Source organism: Variovorax sp. 05N34, from assembly GCF_056397405.1.
The window spans coordinates 68,851-84,479 of the sequence record NZ_JBFTNI010000006.1; the positions used below are offsets into that span (position 1 = coordinate 68,851).

The 15,629-nt window shown below is 64.6% G+C and carries 14 protein-coding genes; 8 read left to right on the forward strand and 6 right to left on the reverse strand.

Annotated elements, in window-relative coordinates:
• Positions 1–48: 48 nt before the first annotated feature.
• The 7 genes from AC1DMA_RS17375 (at position 49) to AC1DMA_RS17405 (ending at position 6,602) form a co-directional block, all read left to right on the forward strand.
• On the forward strand, positions 49–1,152 hold the full coding sequence (locus AC1DMA_RS17375; RefSeq protein WP_478144979.1) for a LacI family DNA-binding transcriptional regulator: 1,104 nt from the start codon (positions 49–51) through the stop codon (positions 1,150–1,152).
• Positions 1,153–1,234: 82 nt separating this feature from the next.
• Positions 1,235–2,293 (forward strand): LacI family DNA-binding transcriptional regulator, encoded by a 1,059-nt coding sequence (locus AC1DMA_RS17380; RefSeq protein WP_478127967.1) that lies wholly within the window; start codon positions 1,235–1,237, stop codon positions 2,291–2,293.
• Between the two features lie 193 nt (positions 2,294–2,486).
• On the forward strand, positions 2,487–3,359 hold the full coding sequence (locus AC1DMA_RS17385) for an SDR family NAD(P)-dependent oxidoreductase (protein WP_478144980.1): 873 nt from the start codon (positions 2,487–2,489) through the stop codon (positions 3,357–3,359).
• A gap of 22 nt (positions 3,360–3,381) precedes the next feature.
• Complete coding sequence (locus AC1DMA_RS17390) at positions 3,382–3,945, forward strand: carboxymuconolactone decarboxylase family protein (protein WP_478144981.1); 564 nt, start codon at positions 3,382–3,384, stop codon at positions 3,943–3,945.
• 108 nt (positions 3,946–4,053) lie between these two features.
• Positions 4,054–5,055, forward strand: a complete 1,002-nt coding sequence (locus AC1DMA_RS17395) for a Bug family tripartite tricarboxylate transporter substrate binding protein (protein WP_478144982.1) — start codon at positions 4,054–4,056, stop codon at positions 5,053–5,055.
• 109 nt (positions 5,056–5,164) lie between these two features.
• Positions 5,165–5,689 carry a carboxymuconolactone decarboxylase family protein gene (locus AC1DMA_RS17400; RefSeq protein ID WP_478144983.1) on the forward strand — a complete coding sequence of 175 codons (525 nt, stop codon included), beginning with the start codon at positions 5,165–5,167 and terminating at the stop codon, positions 5,687–5,689.
• A 61-nt stretch (positions 5,690–5,750) separates the two neighbouring features.
• Complete coding sequence (locus AC1DMA_RS17405; protein WP_478144984.1) at positions 5,751–6,602, forward strand: SDR family NAD(P)-dependent oxidoreductase; 852 nt, start codon at positions 5,751–5,753, stop codon at positions 6,600–6,602.
• Between the two features lie 72 nt (positions 6,603–6,674).
• Here AC1DMA_RS17405 and AC1DMA_RS17410 read toward each other — a convergent pair whose 3' ends face one another.
• Both AC1DMA_RS17410 and AC1DMA_RS17415 read right to left on the reverse strand, forming a co-directional pair.
• On the reverse strand, positions 6,675–8,699 hold the full coding sequence (locus AC1DMA_RS17410) for a 4-oxalomesaconate tautomerase (RefSeq protein WP_478144985.1): 2,025 nt from the start codon (positions 8,697–8,699) through the stop codon (positions 6,675–6,677).
• 1 nt (position 8,700) lies between these two features.
• Entirely contained in the window at positions 8,701–9,672 is a 972-nt protein-coding gene (locus AC1DMA_RS17415) for a Bug family tripartite tricarboxylate transporter substrate binding protein (RefSeq protein WP_478127960.1), read from the reverse strand.
• A gap of 121 nt (positions 9,673–9,793) precedes the next feature.
• Between AC1DMA_RS17415 and AC1DMA_RS17420 the strand changes: the two genes are divergently transcribed.
• Complete coding sequence (locus tag AC1DMA_RS17420) at positions 9,794–10,723, forward strand: LysR family transcriptional regulator (protein WP_478127959.1); 930 nt, start codon at positions 9,794–9,796, stop codon at positions 10,721–10,723.
• 38 nt (positions 10,724–10,761) lie between these two features.
• On the opposite strand, the gene dctA is transcribed toward AC1DMA_RS17420, so the two are convergent.
• The 4 genes from dctA to AC1DMA_RS17440 form a co-directional block, all read right to left on the reverse strand.
• Positions 10,762–12,096 carry a C4-dicarboxylate transporter DctA gene (gene dctA / locus AC1DMA_RS17425; protein WP_478144986.1) on the reverse strand — a complete coding sequence of 445 codons (1,335 nt, stop codon included), beginning with the start codon at positions 12,094–12,096 and terminating at the stop codon, positions 10,762–10,764.
• 79 nt (positions 12,097–12,175) lie between these two features.
• Positions 12,176–13,522, reverse strand: coding sequence for a class-II fumarase/aspartase family protein (locus tag AC1DMA_RS17430; RefSeq protein WP_478144987.1), 1,347 nt, complete (start codon positions 13,520–13,522; stop codon positions 12,176–12,178).
• A 42-nt stretch (positions 13,523–13,564) separates the two neighbouring features.
• Positions 13,565–14,395: an HpcH/HpaI aldolase/citrate lyase family protein gene (locus AC1DMA_RS17435; protein WP_478127956.1), complete on the reverse strand. Its 831-nt coding sequence runs from the start codon at positions 14,393–14,395 to the stop codon at positions 13,565–13,567.
• Positions 14,396–14,405: 10 nt separating this feature from the next.
• Positions 14,406–15,596, reverse strand: a complete 1,191-nt coding sequence (locus AC1DMA_RS17440; protein ID WP_478127955.1) for a CaiB/BaiF CoA transferase family protein — start codon at positions 15,594–15,596, stop codon at positions 14,406–14,408.
• Positions 15,597–15,629 lie beyond the last annotated feature (33 nt).

Sequence of the window (15,629 nt, forward strand, 5' to 3'; positions counted from 1 at the left end):
TACCGATAACATTTCGCTCGAATGTATAGTTCACCGCGCTCCCCGTCAATGCCTCGAACCCTCAAGAAACCCCTCCCCGCCCGCGCCTCGGAAGAGCCGCGCGTGCGCGCGCCGCGGCGCAAGCTGGTCACGCACACGATCCACGATGTAGCGGCTCTGGCCGGCGTGTCGTCGATCACTGTGTCGCGCTATTTCAATGCGCCCGACAAGGTGTCGCAGGCGGTCCGGGAGCGGCTGCGCGAGGTGATCGCGGCCACGGGCTATGTCCCCAGCCAGGTGGCAGGCCGGCTCGCCTCGGGCCAGGCGCGCGTGGTGGGCGCGGTGATGCAGAACACCGCGAGCACGACCTTTGCCGACCTTGTGCGCGGCATGACCGACGGTTTCGACACCGCGGGCCTGCAACTGCTGCTGGCCAACACGGACTACTCGCAGCAGCTCGAGGAACGTGCCGTTCGCGCCTTCGCGGGTTGGCACCCGAGCGCGCTCATCGTCACGCGCGACGACCACACACCCGACACCGAAGCGCTGCTGCGCGCGGTGCGTGCGCCGGTCGTCGAGACCTGGGGCGTCGTGCCGGGGCGGCCGTTTCATCAGGTCGGCTTTCCGCATGATCAGGTGGGGGTGGAGCTCGCGCGGCACTTCATCGAACAAGGCGCCAGACGCATCCGCTTCGCGATGCGGCCCGTGTCACAGGACTTTCGCGCGCAGCAACGCGCGATGGGATATGCGGCGGCGATGCGCGACGCCGGCTTGAAGATCGACATCGTCACGACCACCGAAGCAGCCGATGAATTCGAAGCGGGCGCGGAGGTGATGCGCCGCCTTCAGCAGGAACCTCGGCGAACGCGCGCGCAAGCCATCGTGTTCGCGAACGACAGCATGGCTGCCGGCGCCATTCTGCAGGCGCCTTCGCTGGGCCTCCAATTGCCCGGCGATTGCGCCGTTTCGGGCTTTGGCGATGCACCCATTGCAGCGCACCTGCACCCCGCCCTCACCACCATGCGTCCCGCGCCCTACGAGATCGGCATGAAAGCCGCGCGCCTGGTGCTCGAGTTGATGGCGCAAGGTCCGCAAAGGGAGCCCATACCGCGGCAACTGCACGTCGTGCCCTGCCGCCTTGTCGTGCGCGACAGTTCTCGCATCGTTCGCTGAGGATCGCCCAAGGCGGCGCTCGGCACCGCGCTCAGCTTCGTCTTGCATAGAATCTCGCGCTTCGGGAAAGAGCTCACACGATATGAACCCCAAGGCCGGCAAGGCGAGCATCAAGGATGTGGCCACGCTCGCGGGCGTGTCGCTCGGCAGCGTCTCGCGGGTGATCAACAACGTCGAGAACGTCAGCCCCGAGGTGCGCCAGTGCGTCGAGCGCGCAATGCGCGAGCTCGACTATCAGGTCAACCATGCGGCGAAGACGCTGCGCTCGCGCAGTTCGAGCACGGTGGGGTGCATGCTCACCGACGTCTCCAACCCGCTGTACGCCAGACTCTACGGCAGCTTCGAGGCCAAGCTGCGCAAGGCCGGCTACATGGTGCTGTTGGCCAACAGCCTGAACGATCCGCAACGTGAGCTCGAGATCCTCTCGATGTTCAAGAGCCGACGCATGGACGGTGCGCTCATCGCGCCCGGCAATGAACGCGATCCCGCGATTCTGGAGGCGGTCGAGAAGCTGGGCATGCCGGTGGTGATCCTCGACCGCGACATGGACGTCGAGCAGGACCAACTGCTGTTCGACCATGGGCGCGGCATGAGGGAAGCAGTGCGGCACCTCGCGAGCCTTGGCCACCGCGACATCGGCCTGCTGGTCGCTGGCACGCAGAACCGACCGATGCGCCGGCGCATCGAGGGCTTCAAGGCAGGGCTCAAGGCGAACGGCCTGGAGACGCGGCCTGAGCACCTGGTGCGCCTTGCGACCTCGACCAGCCCGGCCTTCGAGGAGGTCACCCGGCTGCTCGAGGGCCGGGTGCGTCCGACGGCCCTCGTCACGCTTGGCACAAGCGTGCTCGCTGACGTGCTGAACGCCATCGCGGCGCAAGGCTTGCGCATTCCGCAGGACATCTCGCTCGTCACCATGGGCGACCCGGACTTCGCGCGCAGCCACCGCCCGCCAATCAGCAGCGTGACGATCAACCTCGATCTCGTCGTCGAAGACGGCGCAAGGATGCTGCTCGAGCGCATGCGCGAAATGACAGACGCGCCACCGCGACGCGTGATCGTGCCCACGCAGTTCGTGCTGCGCGGCTCGTGCGGGCCGGCCCCGGCCCAGCCATCGAAGCGCCGCAAAAGCATGCCGAACTGAGCGCGCCTTCGCGCTCTCCACTCGTTCTACTCGCCTGACGGTCGCGCGCGCGAGCGCCGATCATATCGGCCATACACCTCTTGATGAAACGTTTCACCCTAGGAGAAACACCGTTCCTTGTACTCAGATGCGGTCCTAAGCTGCGGGACGTCATTCATTCATTGCGCCCACTGATCGGCCGGGTGCCCTCGCCGTGAACACCATCTCATCCATTCCTTCCTCAACGACCCATTCCCAAGCGGCGAGCAGCAGCCTCGAAGGGCGTGTCGCCATCGTGACTGGCGCTGGTTCGCGCACCGCCGAGATTGGCAATGGCCGTGCCGCGGCCATCCTGCTCGCACGCCGTGGCGCTCGGGTGCTGCTGCTCGACATGCAGCTGGAGGCCGCCCGCGAGACCGAACGCATGATCTCGACCGGCGGTGGCATAGCCCTCGCCGCGGCATGCGACGTGTCGGAGGCCGCGCAGTGCCGCCAGGCGGTGGCCAGCGCGGTCGAGGCCTGGGGGCGCGTCGACATCCTCGTCAACAACGTCGGCATCGGCGGGCCCGCCGGCAACGCGGTCGACCTCGACGTCGAGGAGTGGGACCGCGCATTGCGCGTCAACGTCACTTCAATGATGCTCATGGCCAAGTACGCCATCCCCGAGATGCGCAAGGTCGGCAGCGGCGCCATCGTCAACATCGCCTCGGTTGCCGGGCTGATCGGCGGCACACCGGCCCTGCTCTATCCGACCTCGAAGGGCGCGGTGGTCAACATGACCCGCGCCATGGCCGCGCACCACGGCGTCGAGGGCATCCGCGTCAACTGTGTGGCGCCGGGCATGGTCTACACGCCGATGGTCGCAGGGCGCATGACCCCCGAGGTGCGCGAACAGCGCCGCAAGCGCTCATTGCTGCAGACAGAGGGCTCTGGGTGGGACGTGGGCCATGCCGTGGCCTACCTTGCAAGCGACGAGGCTCGCTGGGTGACGGGCGTGATCCTGCCGGTGGACGCTGGCACCACCGCGGGCAACGCGCCCTCGCCGGGCCTCAAGCCCGACCCGAAGCCCGAAGCAAAGGCCGCCTGAGCCCATTTCGAAAGACCACGCCATGCCCCGCGTTCCCCTGCTTCCCGATCATCCCGAAGACCCCGCCGCGAAAGCCCTGTTCGATCAGGTACGCGCGGCGCGCGGGCCCGACTTCCACATGCCCCATCTGTACCGCGTGCTTGGCACTGCGCCGGAGATGTTTCGTGCCTGGCTTGATTTCGCCTGGCCGCTGCGCCTGAACGCCAAGACTTCGCGCCCCGTGCGTGAACTGCTGATTCTGCGTGGCGCACAGGTCGCCGGCACCGCCTACGAATGGGCGCACCACCTGCCGATGGCCATCGCCGCCGGCGTGAGCGATGCGCAGATCGATGCGCTCGCAAACTGGCGCGCCTCCGACCTCTTCGATGCCTGCGAGCGCGCCGTGCTTCAGCTCGCCGAGGAGGTCACTCGTGGCCCCTCGGCCTCCGAGGCCACGGTAGTGCAGCTCAAGGCTTGCGGCTTCGACGATGCGGCCGTCGTGGAGCTGGTGCTGACTGCGAGCTTCTACGTCTGCGTGAGTCGCTTTCTGCAGACGATGGACGTTGAACTCGAGCCGGGCTACGAGGAGTACCTCGCGCGCATGTGAGAGGGCCTGGTTTTCGCCTCAGGAGACAACGCGACAGTCAAGCCGTCCTTTTTTACTCAGGGAGACAGTGTCTAGGCCTATGGCCTGAAAGCGAAGGAGAGAAGACCAGTGAACATCACCTTTATCGGAACTCGTCGACAAATGGCGGTTCTCGCAATGGCCGCGACCGCAGGCGCTGCGCTCTTGACGAGTGCTGGCGCTGCGGCGCAAGAGTCGGGATTTCCGGATCGACCGCTCAAAATCATCCTGATGTTTCCCGCCGGCAACGGCTTGGATACCAGCACACGCAATTTTGCCGATGCGCTTTCCAAGGAAATCGGCCAGCCGGTGGTGGTGGACAACCGTCCCGGCGCCAACGGGGTGATTGCTTTCTCGGGCGTCAAAATGGCGCCGGCCGATGGCTATACCTTGCTGGTGGGGAGTTCCTCAGGAATGACCATCCCCGTCGCCTTCGGCAAAACATTGCCCTACGACCCGTTCAAGGACTTCAAGCCGATAGGAGGCATGCTGCGCGCGCCGGCCATCTTCACCGTGCCGCCCGACTCGAAAATCACCTCGATGCGTGCCTTGGCCGAGGTCGCGAAAACCAGGCCCAATCCGCTCACCATTGCCACCTACTCGGATGGCTACTACCTGACGTCGCAGCGGCTCGCCAACATGGCCGGTATCAAGCTGCAGAACGTGCCGTACAAGGGATATCCGGTCGCCCTGCCAGATCTTGCTGCCGGGCGTGTCGACATCGCCTATGGCGACGCCACGGCAACACAGGAGCTCATCAAGGCTGGCAAGATCCGCCCGCTCGCAGTGACCGGCACATCGCGGCATCCGAACTATCCCGACGTACCAACGGTGGCCGAGAGCGGCTTTCCCGAGTTCTCCTACTACAGCTGGGACATCTTTCTGGTCCGCAGCGAAACACCCGCTCCCGTCACCGAGAAGCTCAAGGCAGCGGTCCGTCGCGTGTTGAATGGTCACGAGTACCCGGCATCGCTCCGCGCGAACGGATCAGAACCGATGATGGATGACCTGCCCGCAATCCAGAAGATGTTGACCGACGAAGTGGCGCTCTACAAATCATTGATCGCGAGCACTGTCGGAGAAACCCGTTGAGGCGGCAAACGCCGCATGCGGGCGATCTGCCTCGAGCAGTGTGACCGGCCGGCGCCCGCAACGCGGGGCCGGGCATTCCTTCATTCCCTCCAACCACTTCACGAGACACATGGCCCGCATTCCCTACTTCGACCTCGCGCAAGCTCCCGAGTCGTACACGCGCCTCATCGCTTCGCGCCCGCCGCTCAACCTCTACCGAATGCTCCCGCACGCGGGCAAGGCTGCGGAGGGCTTCCTCGCTCTCGGCGGTGCGATCCTGCGCGACAACAAGCTCGACTCCAGGCTGCGCGAGATTGCGATCCTGCGCGTGGGGATCCTGAGCGGCGCGTCCTACGAGGTGCACCAGCACAAGCGAGTCGCCCGCCGCGTGGGACTCGCAGAAGACAAGATTGCAGCGCTCGAAAAAGATGCCAACACCGCCGCGCTGGACGAGACCGAGAAGATGGTGCTTGCCTACACCGATCAGGTGCTGCTGCATGTGAAGGCGCCCGACGCGATGTTCGAGGCGCTGTGCCAGCGGCTTTCGCCGGGCATCGTCGCGGAGCTCACGCTGGTCATCGGCTTTTACATGCTGGTCAGCCGATTTCTCGAGAACTTCGAGGTCGACATCGAACCACCCGGCACGATCGAGTGAACCGCACCGCCCGCCGGGCATCCACCCTTTGCTCTTTCCGACAACAACAGCTCCCAGAACCATGAACCTCGCTCCCCAGGAACTCGCACCCGCCCTTCAGATGCACGAAGAAGCGCTGGGCCGGGCGCCCGGCCGCGGCCGGCTGCAGGGCCGTCGCGTGCTTGTGATCGGCGCCGGCCAGCGCGACATTCCCGAAGAAGACCCGCCGGTGGGCAACGGCCGTGCGATCTCGCTGCTGTTCGCACGCGAAGGCGCGAGTGTGGCCTGCGTGGACATGTCGCAGCCCGCGGTGGACCGGACCTGCGAACTGGTCGAACGCGAAGGCGGCAGGGCCTTCGCCGAAGTGGCCGATGTGCGCGATGCCGCCGCGATCGCCCCGCTGGTGCGGCGCTGCACCGAGCGCCTGGGCGGACTCGACGGGATGGTGCTCAACGTCGGCATCTCTCGCGCGCTGCCGCTCGCCAACCAATCTGCTGCTACATGGGACGAGGAGTACGCGGTCAACGTGCGCAGTCACATGCTGTTCAGTCAAGCGGCGCTGGAGGTGATGTCGCCGGGCTCGTCCATCGTCCTGATGTCCTCGCTGGCAGCGGTGCGCAACACCGGGCGCAATCCGGCCTACGAGTCATCGAAGGCAGCGCAGGTGGCGCTCGCGCGCTCCATCGCGGTAGCTGGCGAGCCCAAGGGCATCCGCTGCAACGCAGTGCTGCCGGGCCTCATGGATACCCCCATGGGCCGCGACGCCTCACGGCGCCGGCCGAGCCGCGCGGCGGCCGTGCCTTTCGGCCGCCAGGGCACGGGCTGGGAAGTGGCATACAGCTGTCTGTTCCTGATCTCACATGAATCGAGCTACGTCAACGCACACGCGCTGATGGTCGATGGCGGACTGGGCGTGGGCGTCGCTCGCACGTAAGCCGCCCGACGCCTGCGCCACAGACGATGAGGGCCTTCGTCACGCTGGCACCAAGCCGCTGGGACCCACGCGTCAATCAAGATCGAGTGGGCGCGACTCTTTCGGTGCAATCTCTGCCTGAGCGACGACTCGGCGCCAACGGTCCAGATCCTCCTTCATCCTTTGTGCAAGCGCGTTGGCACTCCCGGGTTCGGTGCGCGCGCCGTGGCTTTCGAAGCGTTCGACGACCTCTGGATCGACAAGCACATCGTTCAGCGCCTTGTTGAGGCGATCGATGGCTGCGGCCGGTGTACCGGCTGGCGCGAACAGTCCATACCATTGCACGACATCGACCCCCGCTACGCCCATCTCTGCGAGTGTCGGCACCGCAGGAAGCGCCTTCAGACGCTTCGGTCCTGCCACTGCCAACGCGCGCAGCTGCCCCGCACGGATGAACGGATATGCGGTGAACAAGCTGGGGAACATGATCTGCGTTCGAGCCATGACTGTGTCAGCAATCGCAGGCGCCGCTCCCTCGTATGTTTCACTGTCCATGCTCGTCCCGGTGCTGAGCTGAAACAGTTCGGCGGCAAAGTGCGGCGGCGTCCCTTCGCCGGCGGATGCGTAGCTGAAACAGCGCGGTGCGCCCTTGAGCCTGGCGACGATCGCGTGCAGGTCGGCAGCATCCAGATCAGGATGAGTGACCATCAAGGTCGGCGAAGAACCGATCAGCCCGACCGGCTCGAAATCGCTGACCGGGTCGTAGCCCAAGCTTTGCAGGGCCGGGTTCATCGCGTGCGTACCGACGTAGCCAAACATCAGTGTGTGTCCGTCGGGCGCAGAGCGCACCACGTATTCGCTGGCGATGGCGCCATTCGCCCCGGCCCGGTTGTCAACCAGCACCTGTTGGCCGAGCAGCGGGCCCAGCTTGGCCGCGATGATGCGAGCCATGGTGTCGTTGCCTCCACCAGCGCGGGTCGGCACGATGATGGTCAGAGCCTTCTGCGGGAAGTCGCACGACTCCGCGTCTCGTGCTTCAGGACGGGAGAACACATAGTCGGGTAGATGCAGTTCGCCTTGCATGATCTTTCGCGCCGTGCGGACCAGGGCCGCGCGTTCCACGCGCGCGGCACCGCCGCTGCCCCTCAACTCGACTTCGACGTCGATCTGTCCCGCAGGATGCAATACGACCAGCTTGTGGAGCCCCGGTTCGCGCGCTGCCCCGCTCGCGACGGTCCCCGGCAGCGCAAACGCGCTCGCCACTCCGATCGCTCCGGTCACGGCATGTGATGAATGGCATTTGCGCGGAGTGAAGTAGCGCGAGGTGATGCTGTCTTTCAATTCGCCAGCGCTCACCAGGACCGGCTTTGGAATGACGCTGTTGGATACGTCGCCCAGACCCATCCTGCGTCCGGCCTCCAGCCGAAGGGCCTCCAGCCGCTCGAGCAGGGTCGCGTCCGCATCGAGCGCCGCAGGCTTCTCGCGCCCGGTGAGACCGAGATCGCCGGCGCGCACGATCATCAGCGGCATGGCGGCATCGATGCACGTCACCTCCATACCGCCGATCGTGTCGATGCGCCGGCCGGTCGGGAAGACCTGACCCGTGACCGCCCCCCACGCGTCGAGAAAGTTGAGCAGGATCGGCGCCGACGTGCCGGCCACCCCATCGATGCGCGCGTCGCCTTCGTAAGTGACGCGGCCGCCGGGCGTTCGCACCGTCACGTCGATGCGCGATCTGGTGTTGACGTTGTAGACCCGAACGCTGGTGGTGCCGTTCGTCGCAGGAATCAACCCCTGTTCGATCGCGAAAGGCGCGACGCCAGATAGCATGTTCCCGCAATTCGGCCGGGTGTCGATGGAACGATGGCCGACGCCTACCTGCGCGAACAAATAGTCGATGTCGCAGCCCGGCTGAGACGAACGCGACACGATGGCGACCTTGCTGTTGAGCGTGCTGCCGCCGCCCACGCCGTCGAGCTGCAACGGGTCCGACGCGCCGATGGCGCCGATCAGCGCCTGATCACGGGCCTCGTCGCCGTCCGGCAGCCATTCGCGCAGGAAGAATGGACCCCGTGAAGTACCGGCGCGCATCAGCACGCAAGGGATAGACCTGTTCATCTCAATCTGCGGTGATCTTGGCGGCCTGAACCACCTTCTTCCACTTGATCTGCTCCTGCGCGACGTAGGTGCGCATCTGGTCGGTCGTCATGGTCGAGACTTCGGCACCGTGGTCCTCCAGGCGCTTGACCACGCTCTTGTCGGCAAGTGCTTCATTGAGCACCTTGTTGAGCTGCTCGATCACCGCCTTCGGCGTCTTGGCCGGCGCGAAGATGCCGTACCACTGAGAGACGTCGACGTCCGCGATGCCCTGCTCCTGCAGGGTTGGCAGATCGGGCATGAGCGCCGAGCGCCTGGGCCCTGCCACGCCCACAGCCCTCAACTTGCCGGCCTTGACATAGGGCATCGCCGTAAAGAGGCTTGGAAACATGATTTGCGTCTGGCCACCCATGGTGTCGGTAATCGCCGGCGCGGATCCCTTGTAGGGCACGTGCAGCATGCTGGTGCCGGTCGAAAGCTTGAACATCTCGGCCGCAAAGTGCGGCGCGGTGCCATTGCCCGCGGATGCGTAGCTGGTCTTGTCCGGCGCAGCCTTCAGCATCGCCACGACTTCCTTCGCATTGCCTGCCTTGACAGTTGGATTGAGCACCATCACCGTGGCCGACGACCCGACCATGCCGACGGGTTCGAAGTCCTTGGAAGGGTCGTAGCGCAGCTTTTGCAGCGCCGGGTTCATTGCATGCGTGGCGATATAGCCCAGCATGAGTGTGTAGCCGTCAGGCGCCGCACGCATCACATATTCACTGGCGATCGCACCGTTGGCACCAGCTTTGTTGTCGACGATGACGGGCTGCTTGAGGATCGCCGACATGGCTTGGCCGATGACGCGCGCCATGGCGTCGTTGGCGCCCCCTGGCGCAGTCGGGACGATGAGCGTGAGCGACTTTTCAGGAAAGGCCGCTGCCGCGCTGCCACAAGCCAAGGATGCCGCCAACGCAACCGCGGCAATCCCGCGAATCTTCTGGGTGTTCAATTTGTCTGCTCCGGTGAACCTGGATCGAATGGTCCGCTCTTCGCAGGCTTCTGTGAATTGCATGTTGATGATCGATTGATGCAAACTGTGGATCAGTGATGTCGCTCAGGAGCTTTCCGTCATGCCCATCAACTTCAATCTCAACGACCTGCAAGCATTCCGGGCTGTGGCCGAGCTCAACAGCTTTCGCAAGGCTGCCGAGGCGCTGCATGTTTCGCAGCCGGCCTTCAGTCGACGCATCGAAAAGCTCGAGGAGGCGCTGGGCGTGCGACTGCTCGATCGCACCACCCGGCGCGTGAGCCTGACCTCAGTGGGGCGCGACTTCGATCGAAAAGTCCAGCAGCTCCTGGACGACCTTGACCACACGCTCCTGGGCATCCGCGGCGTGGCGGCCACGCGAATGGGCGAGGTGACGATCGCCTGCGTGCCTTCGACCGTCTATTACTTCCTGTCGCAGGTGATTTCGCGCTACCACGAGCGATACCCCAAGATCCGGGTGAGGGTCTTCGATGCGAGCGCCAACGAAGTGCTCTCGGCCGTTTCGCGGGGCGAGGCCGACTTCGGGCTGAACTTCGTCGGCGGCGAGGAGCCGGACATCGAGTTCAAGCCCTTGCTGGAAGAGCGTTTCGTCGCCGCTTGCAGGCGCGACCATCCGCTTGCCGGAAAGCGCCGTGTGAGCTGGACCGAACTGGCGCAATACGACTACATCTCGGTGAGCAAGGCGTCGGGCAACCGGCTGCTGCTGGATCAGGCCCTTTCCGGGCTGCCTGGCCGTCCGCAGAGCATCTACGAGACTCAGCACGTCACGACGATGCTCGGCCTTGTGGAAGCGGGACTCGGCGTGGCTGCGGTGCCCTCGATCGCCATGCCGGACGCGGACCACCCGTTGCTGGTGAGCATTCCGCTTCATGACCCGGTGATCACCCGCAAGATCGGCCTCATCCGGCGCAAAGGCCGGACTTTGTCGCCGGCAGCGCAGCAACTCTATGCCTTCTTCTCCGGGATGAAAGCAAAGCGCGGCAAGCCGGAAGGCCGCCGCGCGGTGAGTTGACGATCAGGAACGGGCCGTGCCCAGGGCTCGGACGGATGTCAGTGCGCAGCGCCGGTGTTCCCGAGCGGCACTGGCAAGTCCACGGAGCCCCCTTCGAGTTCGTGCTCGGTATCGCCGTAGTTGGCGGCCAATTCGCGCCTTAGCACCTCCCTGTCGCAGGCGTTCTCCCAGATCGAAACCACGACGCAGCACACGGCGTTGCTGATGGTGCTGGTGAGTGCGCGCGCCTCGGACATGAAGCGATCGATGCCCACGATCAGCGCCACCCCGGCAACCGGCAGTTCGGGCATGACGGTGAGCGTGGCCACCAGCGCGACGAAGCCGCTGCCGGTCACGCCTGCCGCGCCCTTGGAGGTCAGCAGCATGATCCCCAGCATCGATGCGATCTGGCCCCATGACAGATGGATATCGCAGGCTTGAGCGATGAACATCGACGCCAGCGTGAGATAGATGGCCRTTCCGTCGAGATTGAACGAATAGCCTGTCGGCAGCACCAGCCCGACCACGCCCTTCTTGCAACCCAGCCGTTCAAGCTTGAGCAGGAGACGGGGGAGCACCGGTTCACTCGAGGAGGTGCCGAGCACGACCAGCAGTTCTTCCTTGATGTAGCGCATCAGCTGCCACAGTCTGAAACCGTGCAGACGCGACAGTACCCCCAGCACCACAACGACGAAGAAGATGCAGGCCACATAGAAAGTGCCGATCAGCAACCCGAGCGAACCGATCGACTTGATGCCGTAGCGGCCGACGGTGAAGGCCATCGCCCCAAAAGCGCCGAACGGTGCCAGTCGCATGATGATGCCGAACGCCGCGAAAAGCATGTGCGAGAAGCCGTCGATGCCTTCGAGCACCGGCTTGGCTGCCGTTCCGATGCGGGTCAGGCCGAAGCCGCACAACACGGCCAGCAACAGCACCGGCAATACCTCGCCGTCGGCGAACGCACCGAAGAAGGCATTGGGGATGATGTGAAGCACGAAGTCGGTAAAGCCATGGATGTGAATTTCATTCGCGAACCGTGTCGCCACCGAGGCATCCAGGTTCTTTGGATCGATGTGCATGCCGGCGCCTGGTTGCATGACCAAGACGGTGACGAGACCGGTGATCAACGCGAGGATCGTCAGGGCATAGAACAGACCCATGGCCTTCAGAAGCGTCTTGCCGATTTCCTTTGAATCACCCAGCGAGGTGATGCCGGTGACGATCGTGCAGAACACCACCGGCGCAATCATCATCTTCACCAGCTTGACGAAACCGTCGCCGATCGGCTTGAGGCTGGCGCCGAAATCCGGCCAATAGTGGCCTACGGTGATGCCGAGGATCAGGCCGATCAGGACCTGCACATAGAGAAGCTTCAAGAGTTTTCGGGTGTTCACGACGTTGTCTCCGGTTTGAAAGGCGCACGAATGCATACCGGTCTGCGCCGGTTGGATTGAAGCGGCGGACTGAACGGTCTCAGCGCCGCGCGCTGAGCACGCGATCGACCATGACACCGGCTTGGCCGAGGTTGTTGGCCGGGTCGCACATTGCATCGAGTTGGGCACGCGAGACGTGCTTGCAGATCTCTGGGTGGTCGACCAGGATCTCGATCAGCGGTCGGTTGTCGGCAAGTGCCTGGCGGCACAAGTCGTACACCAGATCGTGGGCGTATTCACGGCCGATGTACGGGCCAAGCCCCATCATCACGGCCTCTGACATCACGAGACCGTTTGTCATGTCGATATTGGCGCGCATGCGAGTCGTGTCGACCTCAAGCCCCTTCAGGACGAACTTGGTCTGTTTCAATGCCCCTGATATCAGGCAGAAGATCTCGGGAAGCGACACCCACTCGATTTCCCATGGCCCGGTCGAGCGTTCGTGGTCCGCCACCATTGCATCCATCAGCGCCGCCGCATGCTGGCGCGCAACAGAAATGTTGGCGTGAATATAGAGGCAGGAGATGGGGTTGCGCTTCTGCGGCATGGTCGACGACGAGCCGCGGCCCGGCGCGAACGGCTCGAAGACTTCGGCCACTTCGGTCTGCATCATCAGCTTGACGTCCATGGCGATCTTGCCAAGCGAGCCGCCGACCAGGCCGAGGAAGGCCCCCACTTCCGCGATGGTGTCGCGCACCGTGTGCCACGAGATCAAGGGCTGCGCCAGGCCCAACTCCTTCATCAGCGCAGTCTGGGTTTCCATGGCGCCCTTCTCCAGCGAGGACAAGGTTCCCGATGCACCCCCGAATTCGCCCATCAGGACGCGAGGCTTGAGTTGCCGTAGGCGTTCACGATGACGATCGACACCGGCCAGGATGCTGGCCATCTTGTAGCCGAAGGTGATCGGCGTCGCCTGCTGGAGATTGGAGCGGCCGATGACAGGCGTGTCGCGGTACCTCTTCGCCAGCGCGGCAAGTGCTTCCCCGATCTCATCAAGATCTGCTTCGACGAGTGCGAGCCCTTCGCGCATCTGCAGCACGGCGGCCGTGTCGGTGATGTCCTGTGTGGTGGCGCCCCAATGGCAATACTCGCCGAGCTTGTCCCGGCAGTTCGCATTGATCTGGTTGACCACGGCAATGATGGGATAGCCGATCTGCTCGGTCTTGGCCTTCAGCTTGGGCCAGTCGATCTGCGACAGGTTGCAATTGCGGACGATCTCGTCGGCTGCTTCCTTGGGAATGATGCCGAGCTCGCCCTGGACCTTCGCGAGAGCCCGCTCGATGTCGAGGTACTTCGCGGTGCGGTTCTCGTCGGACCACACGTCGCGCATGCGTGCGTCGCTGAACATGTCGCCAAAGATGCGCGAATCGATGATGGTGGAGGCCATGCTGTTGTCTCTTTCTGATGTGGATGTTGTTGATCAGGTCTGTCAGTCGCGGGCCAGCGCGAGCGTGCGTTGCGCTTGAAGGACGACGGGCCGGTCGACCATGCGTCCGTCAAGCCGCGCAACGCCGGGAGATGCGGCATCGGCGACCAGCACCCGCCGGGCCCAGTCCAGCGCCTCCGCGCTCGGACGCAGCCCCGCGTGGACCGGCAGAACCTGGCGTGGGTGAATGCACAGCTTGGCACCGAAGCCAAACCGTCGCGCCTCGGCAAGGTCGGACAGCAGCCGCCGCTCGTCGTCGAGCTGGGGGGTGACGCCTGCTACCGGCGCAGGCAGGCCAGCCAAGCGCGACGCCACCGCAATGCGGCTCGCCGCATAGGAAAGCCCTGCGCTATCCGTCGAGATGTCAATGTCAAGGTCCAAGGCGAAATCAAGCGTGCCGAACACGAGGCGCCGCGTACCGGCGGCCGCGATGCGGTTCACTTCGGAGACGCCGCGCGCGCTTTCGATGAGGGCGAGGACAGCGGAACCGGGCAGCGCAGCCTGGATTTCACCAATCTGCGCAGCGGTCTCGGCCTTGGGAAGGAGCACGCTGGTTCCAGGGATGACGCGCAGAGCCTCGAGGTCGGCAGCGAACCAGCGAGAGCCAGCGTCGTTGATGCGCACCACGATGCGCGAGCGCTCTGCCGGCTTTGCTGCTTGCAGCCACGCCGCGATGACGCCGCGCGCCTGGGCCTTCTCGTCAAAGGCCACAGCGTCCTCGAGGTCGAACACGATCGTGTCGGCGCCGCTGGCCAGCGCCTTGTCGAAACGTTCCGGCCTGGTCCCAGGCACGAAGAGATAGGTGCGAGCGGCAGATTGCAATTCGGCGGGCATCACAGCGACCTCAGACGGCTTTGGATGTGTGCAGCCCGACGATCTCGGACGCGCTGTAGCCGAGCTCGGTCAGGATTGCGTCCGTGTGCTCGCCGAGTGCAGGCACCGGGTCCATGCGGGGCCCTGTGTCCCAGGTGCCGGGTGGCAGCATGGCCGGTACCGGTCCCATTGCAGTGCCCACCTGGGTCCAGCGCCCCCGTGCCTCGAGCTGCGGATGCGCCCAGACTTCCTTCATGGTGTTGACCTGCGCATTGGCAATCTGTGCAAGTTCGAGCCGCTCGACCACCTGCCTGCCGCTCAGCGGCTCGAAAGCGTCCACGATGATCTGGCGCAGTGCCACGCGCTCTGCCACTCGCTTGAAATTCGCCGTGAAGCGCGGGTCACTTGCGAGTCCGGGTTGCTCCAGCACCTTGTCGCAAAAGCTGACCCATTCACGCTCGTTCTGCAGGCCCAGCATCACGGTGGTGCCGTCACCGGCCGGGAACGGACCGTACGGATAGATCGTCGCGTGGCTCGCGCCGGTGCGCGGCGGCGGCTCCGCACCGTCGAAGGCGTAGTAGAGCGGATAGCTTGTCCACTCCGCCAGCGACTCCAGCATCGAGATGTCAATGCGCTGGCCCTTGCCAGTCTGGCCGCGCTGCAACAACGCCGCGAGGATGCTGCTGTAGGCATACATGCCCGCAGCGATGTCTGCGATCGAGGGGCCGGCTTTGCAAGGCTCCTCAGGCGTACCGGTGACGGAGACGAAACCGGCCTCGCTCTGGATCAACAGGTCATAGGCTTTCTTGTCGCGGTATGGGCCTGGGTTTTGCGGGTCGTCGCCGTAGCCGGAGATGTCGCACACGATCAATCCTGGCTTGGCGCTGGAGAGCTTGCGGTAGCCAAGTCCGAGGCGTGCTGCAGCACCTGGCGCCAGATTCTGCACAACCACATCGGCCTTTTCCATGATCAGCCGTTCGAGCACCTCTCCCGCATCAGGGTGCTTCACGTCCAGCGTGAGGCTTTCCTTGGAGCGATTGGTCCAGACAAAATGGGACGCCAGGCCGCGAACGCGTTCGTCGTAGCCGCGGGCGAAGTCGCCTGATCCGGGGCGTTCGATCTTGATAACGCGGGCGCCCAGGTCCGCCAGTTGGCGCGTGGCGAACGGAGCGGCAATCGCATGCTCCAGCGTGACAACGGTGATGCCCTTGAGTGGCTGCATGAGTCTTTCTCTCTTGACGATGTGGTGGGAGGG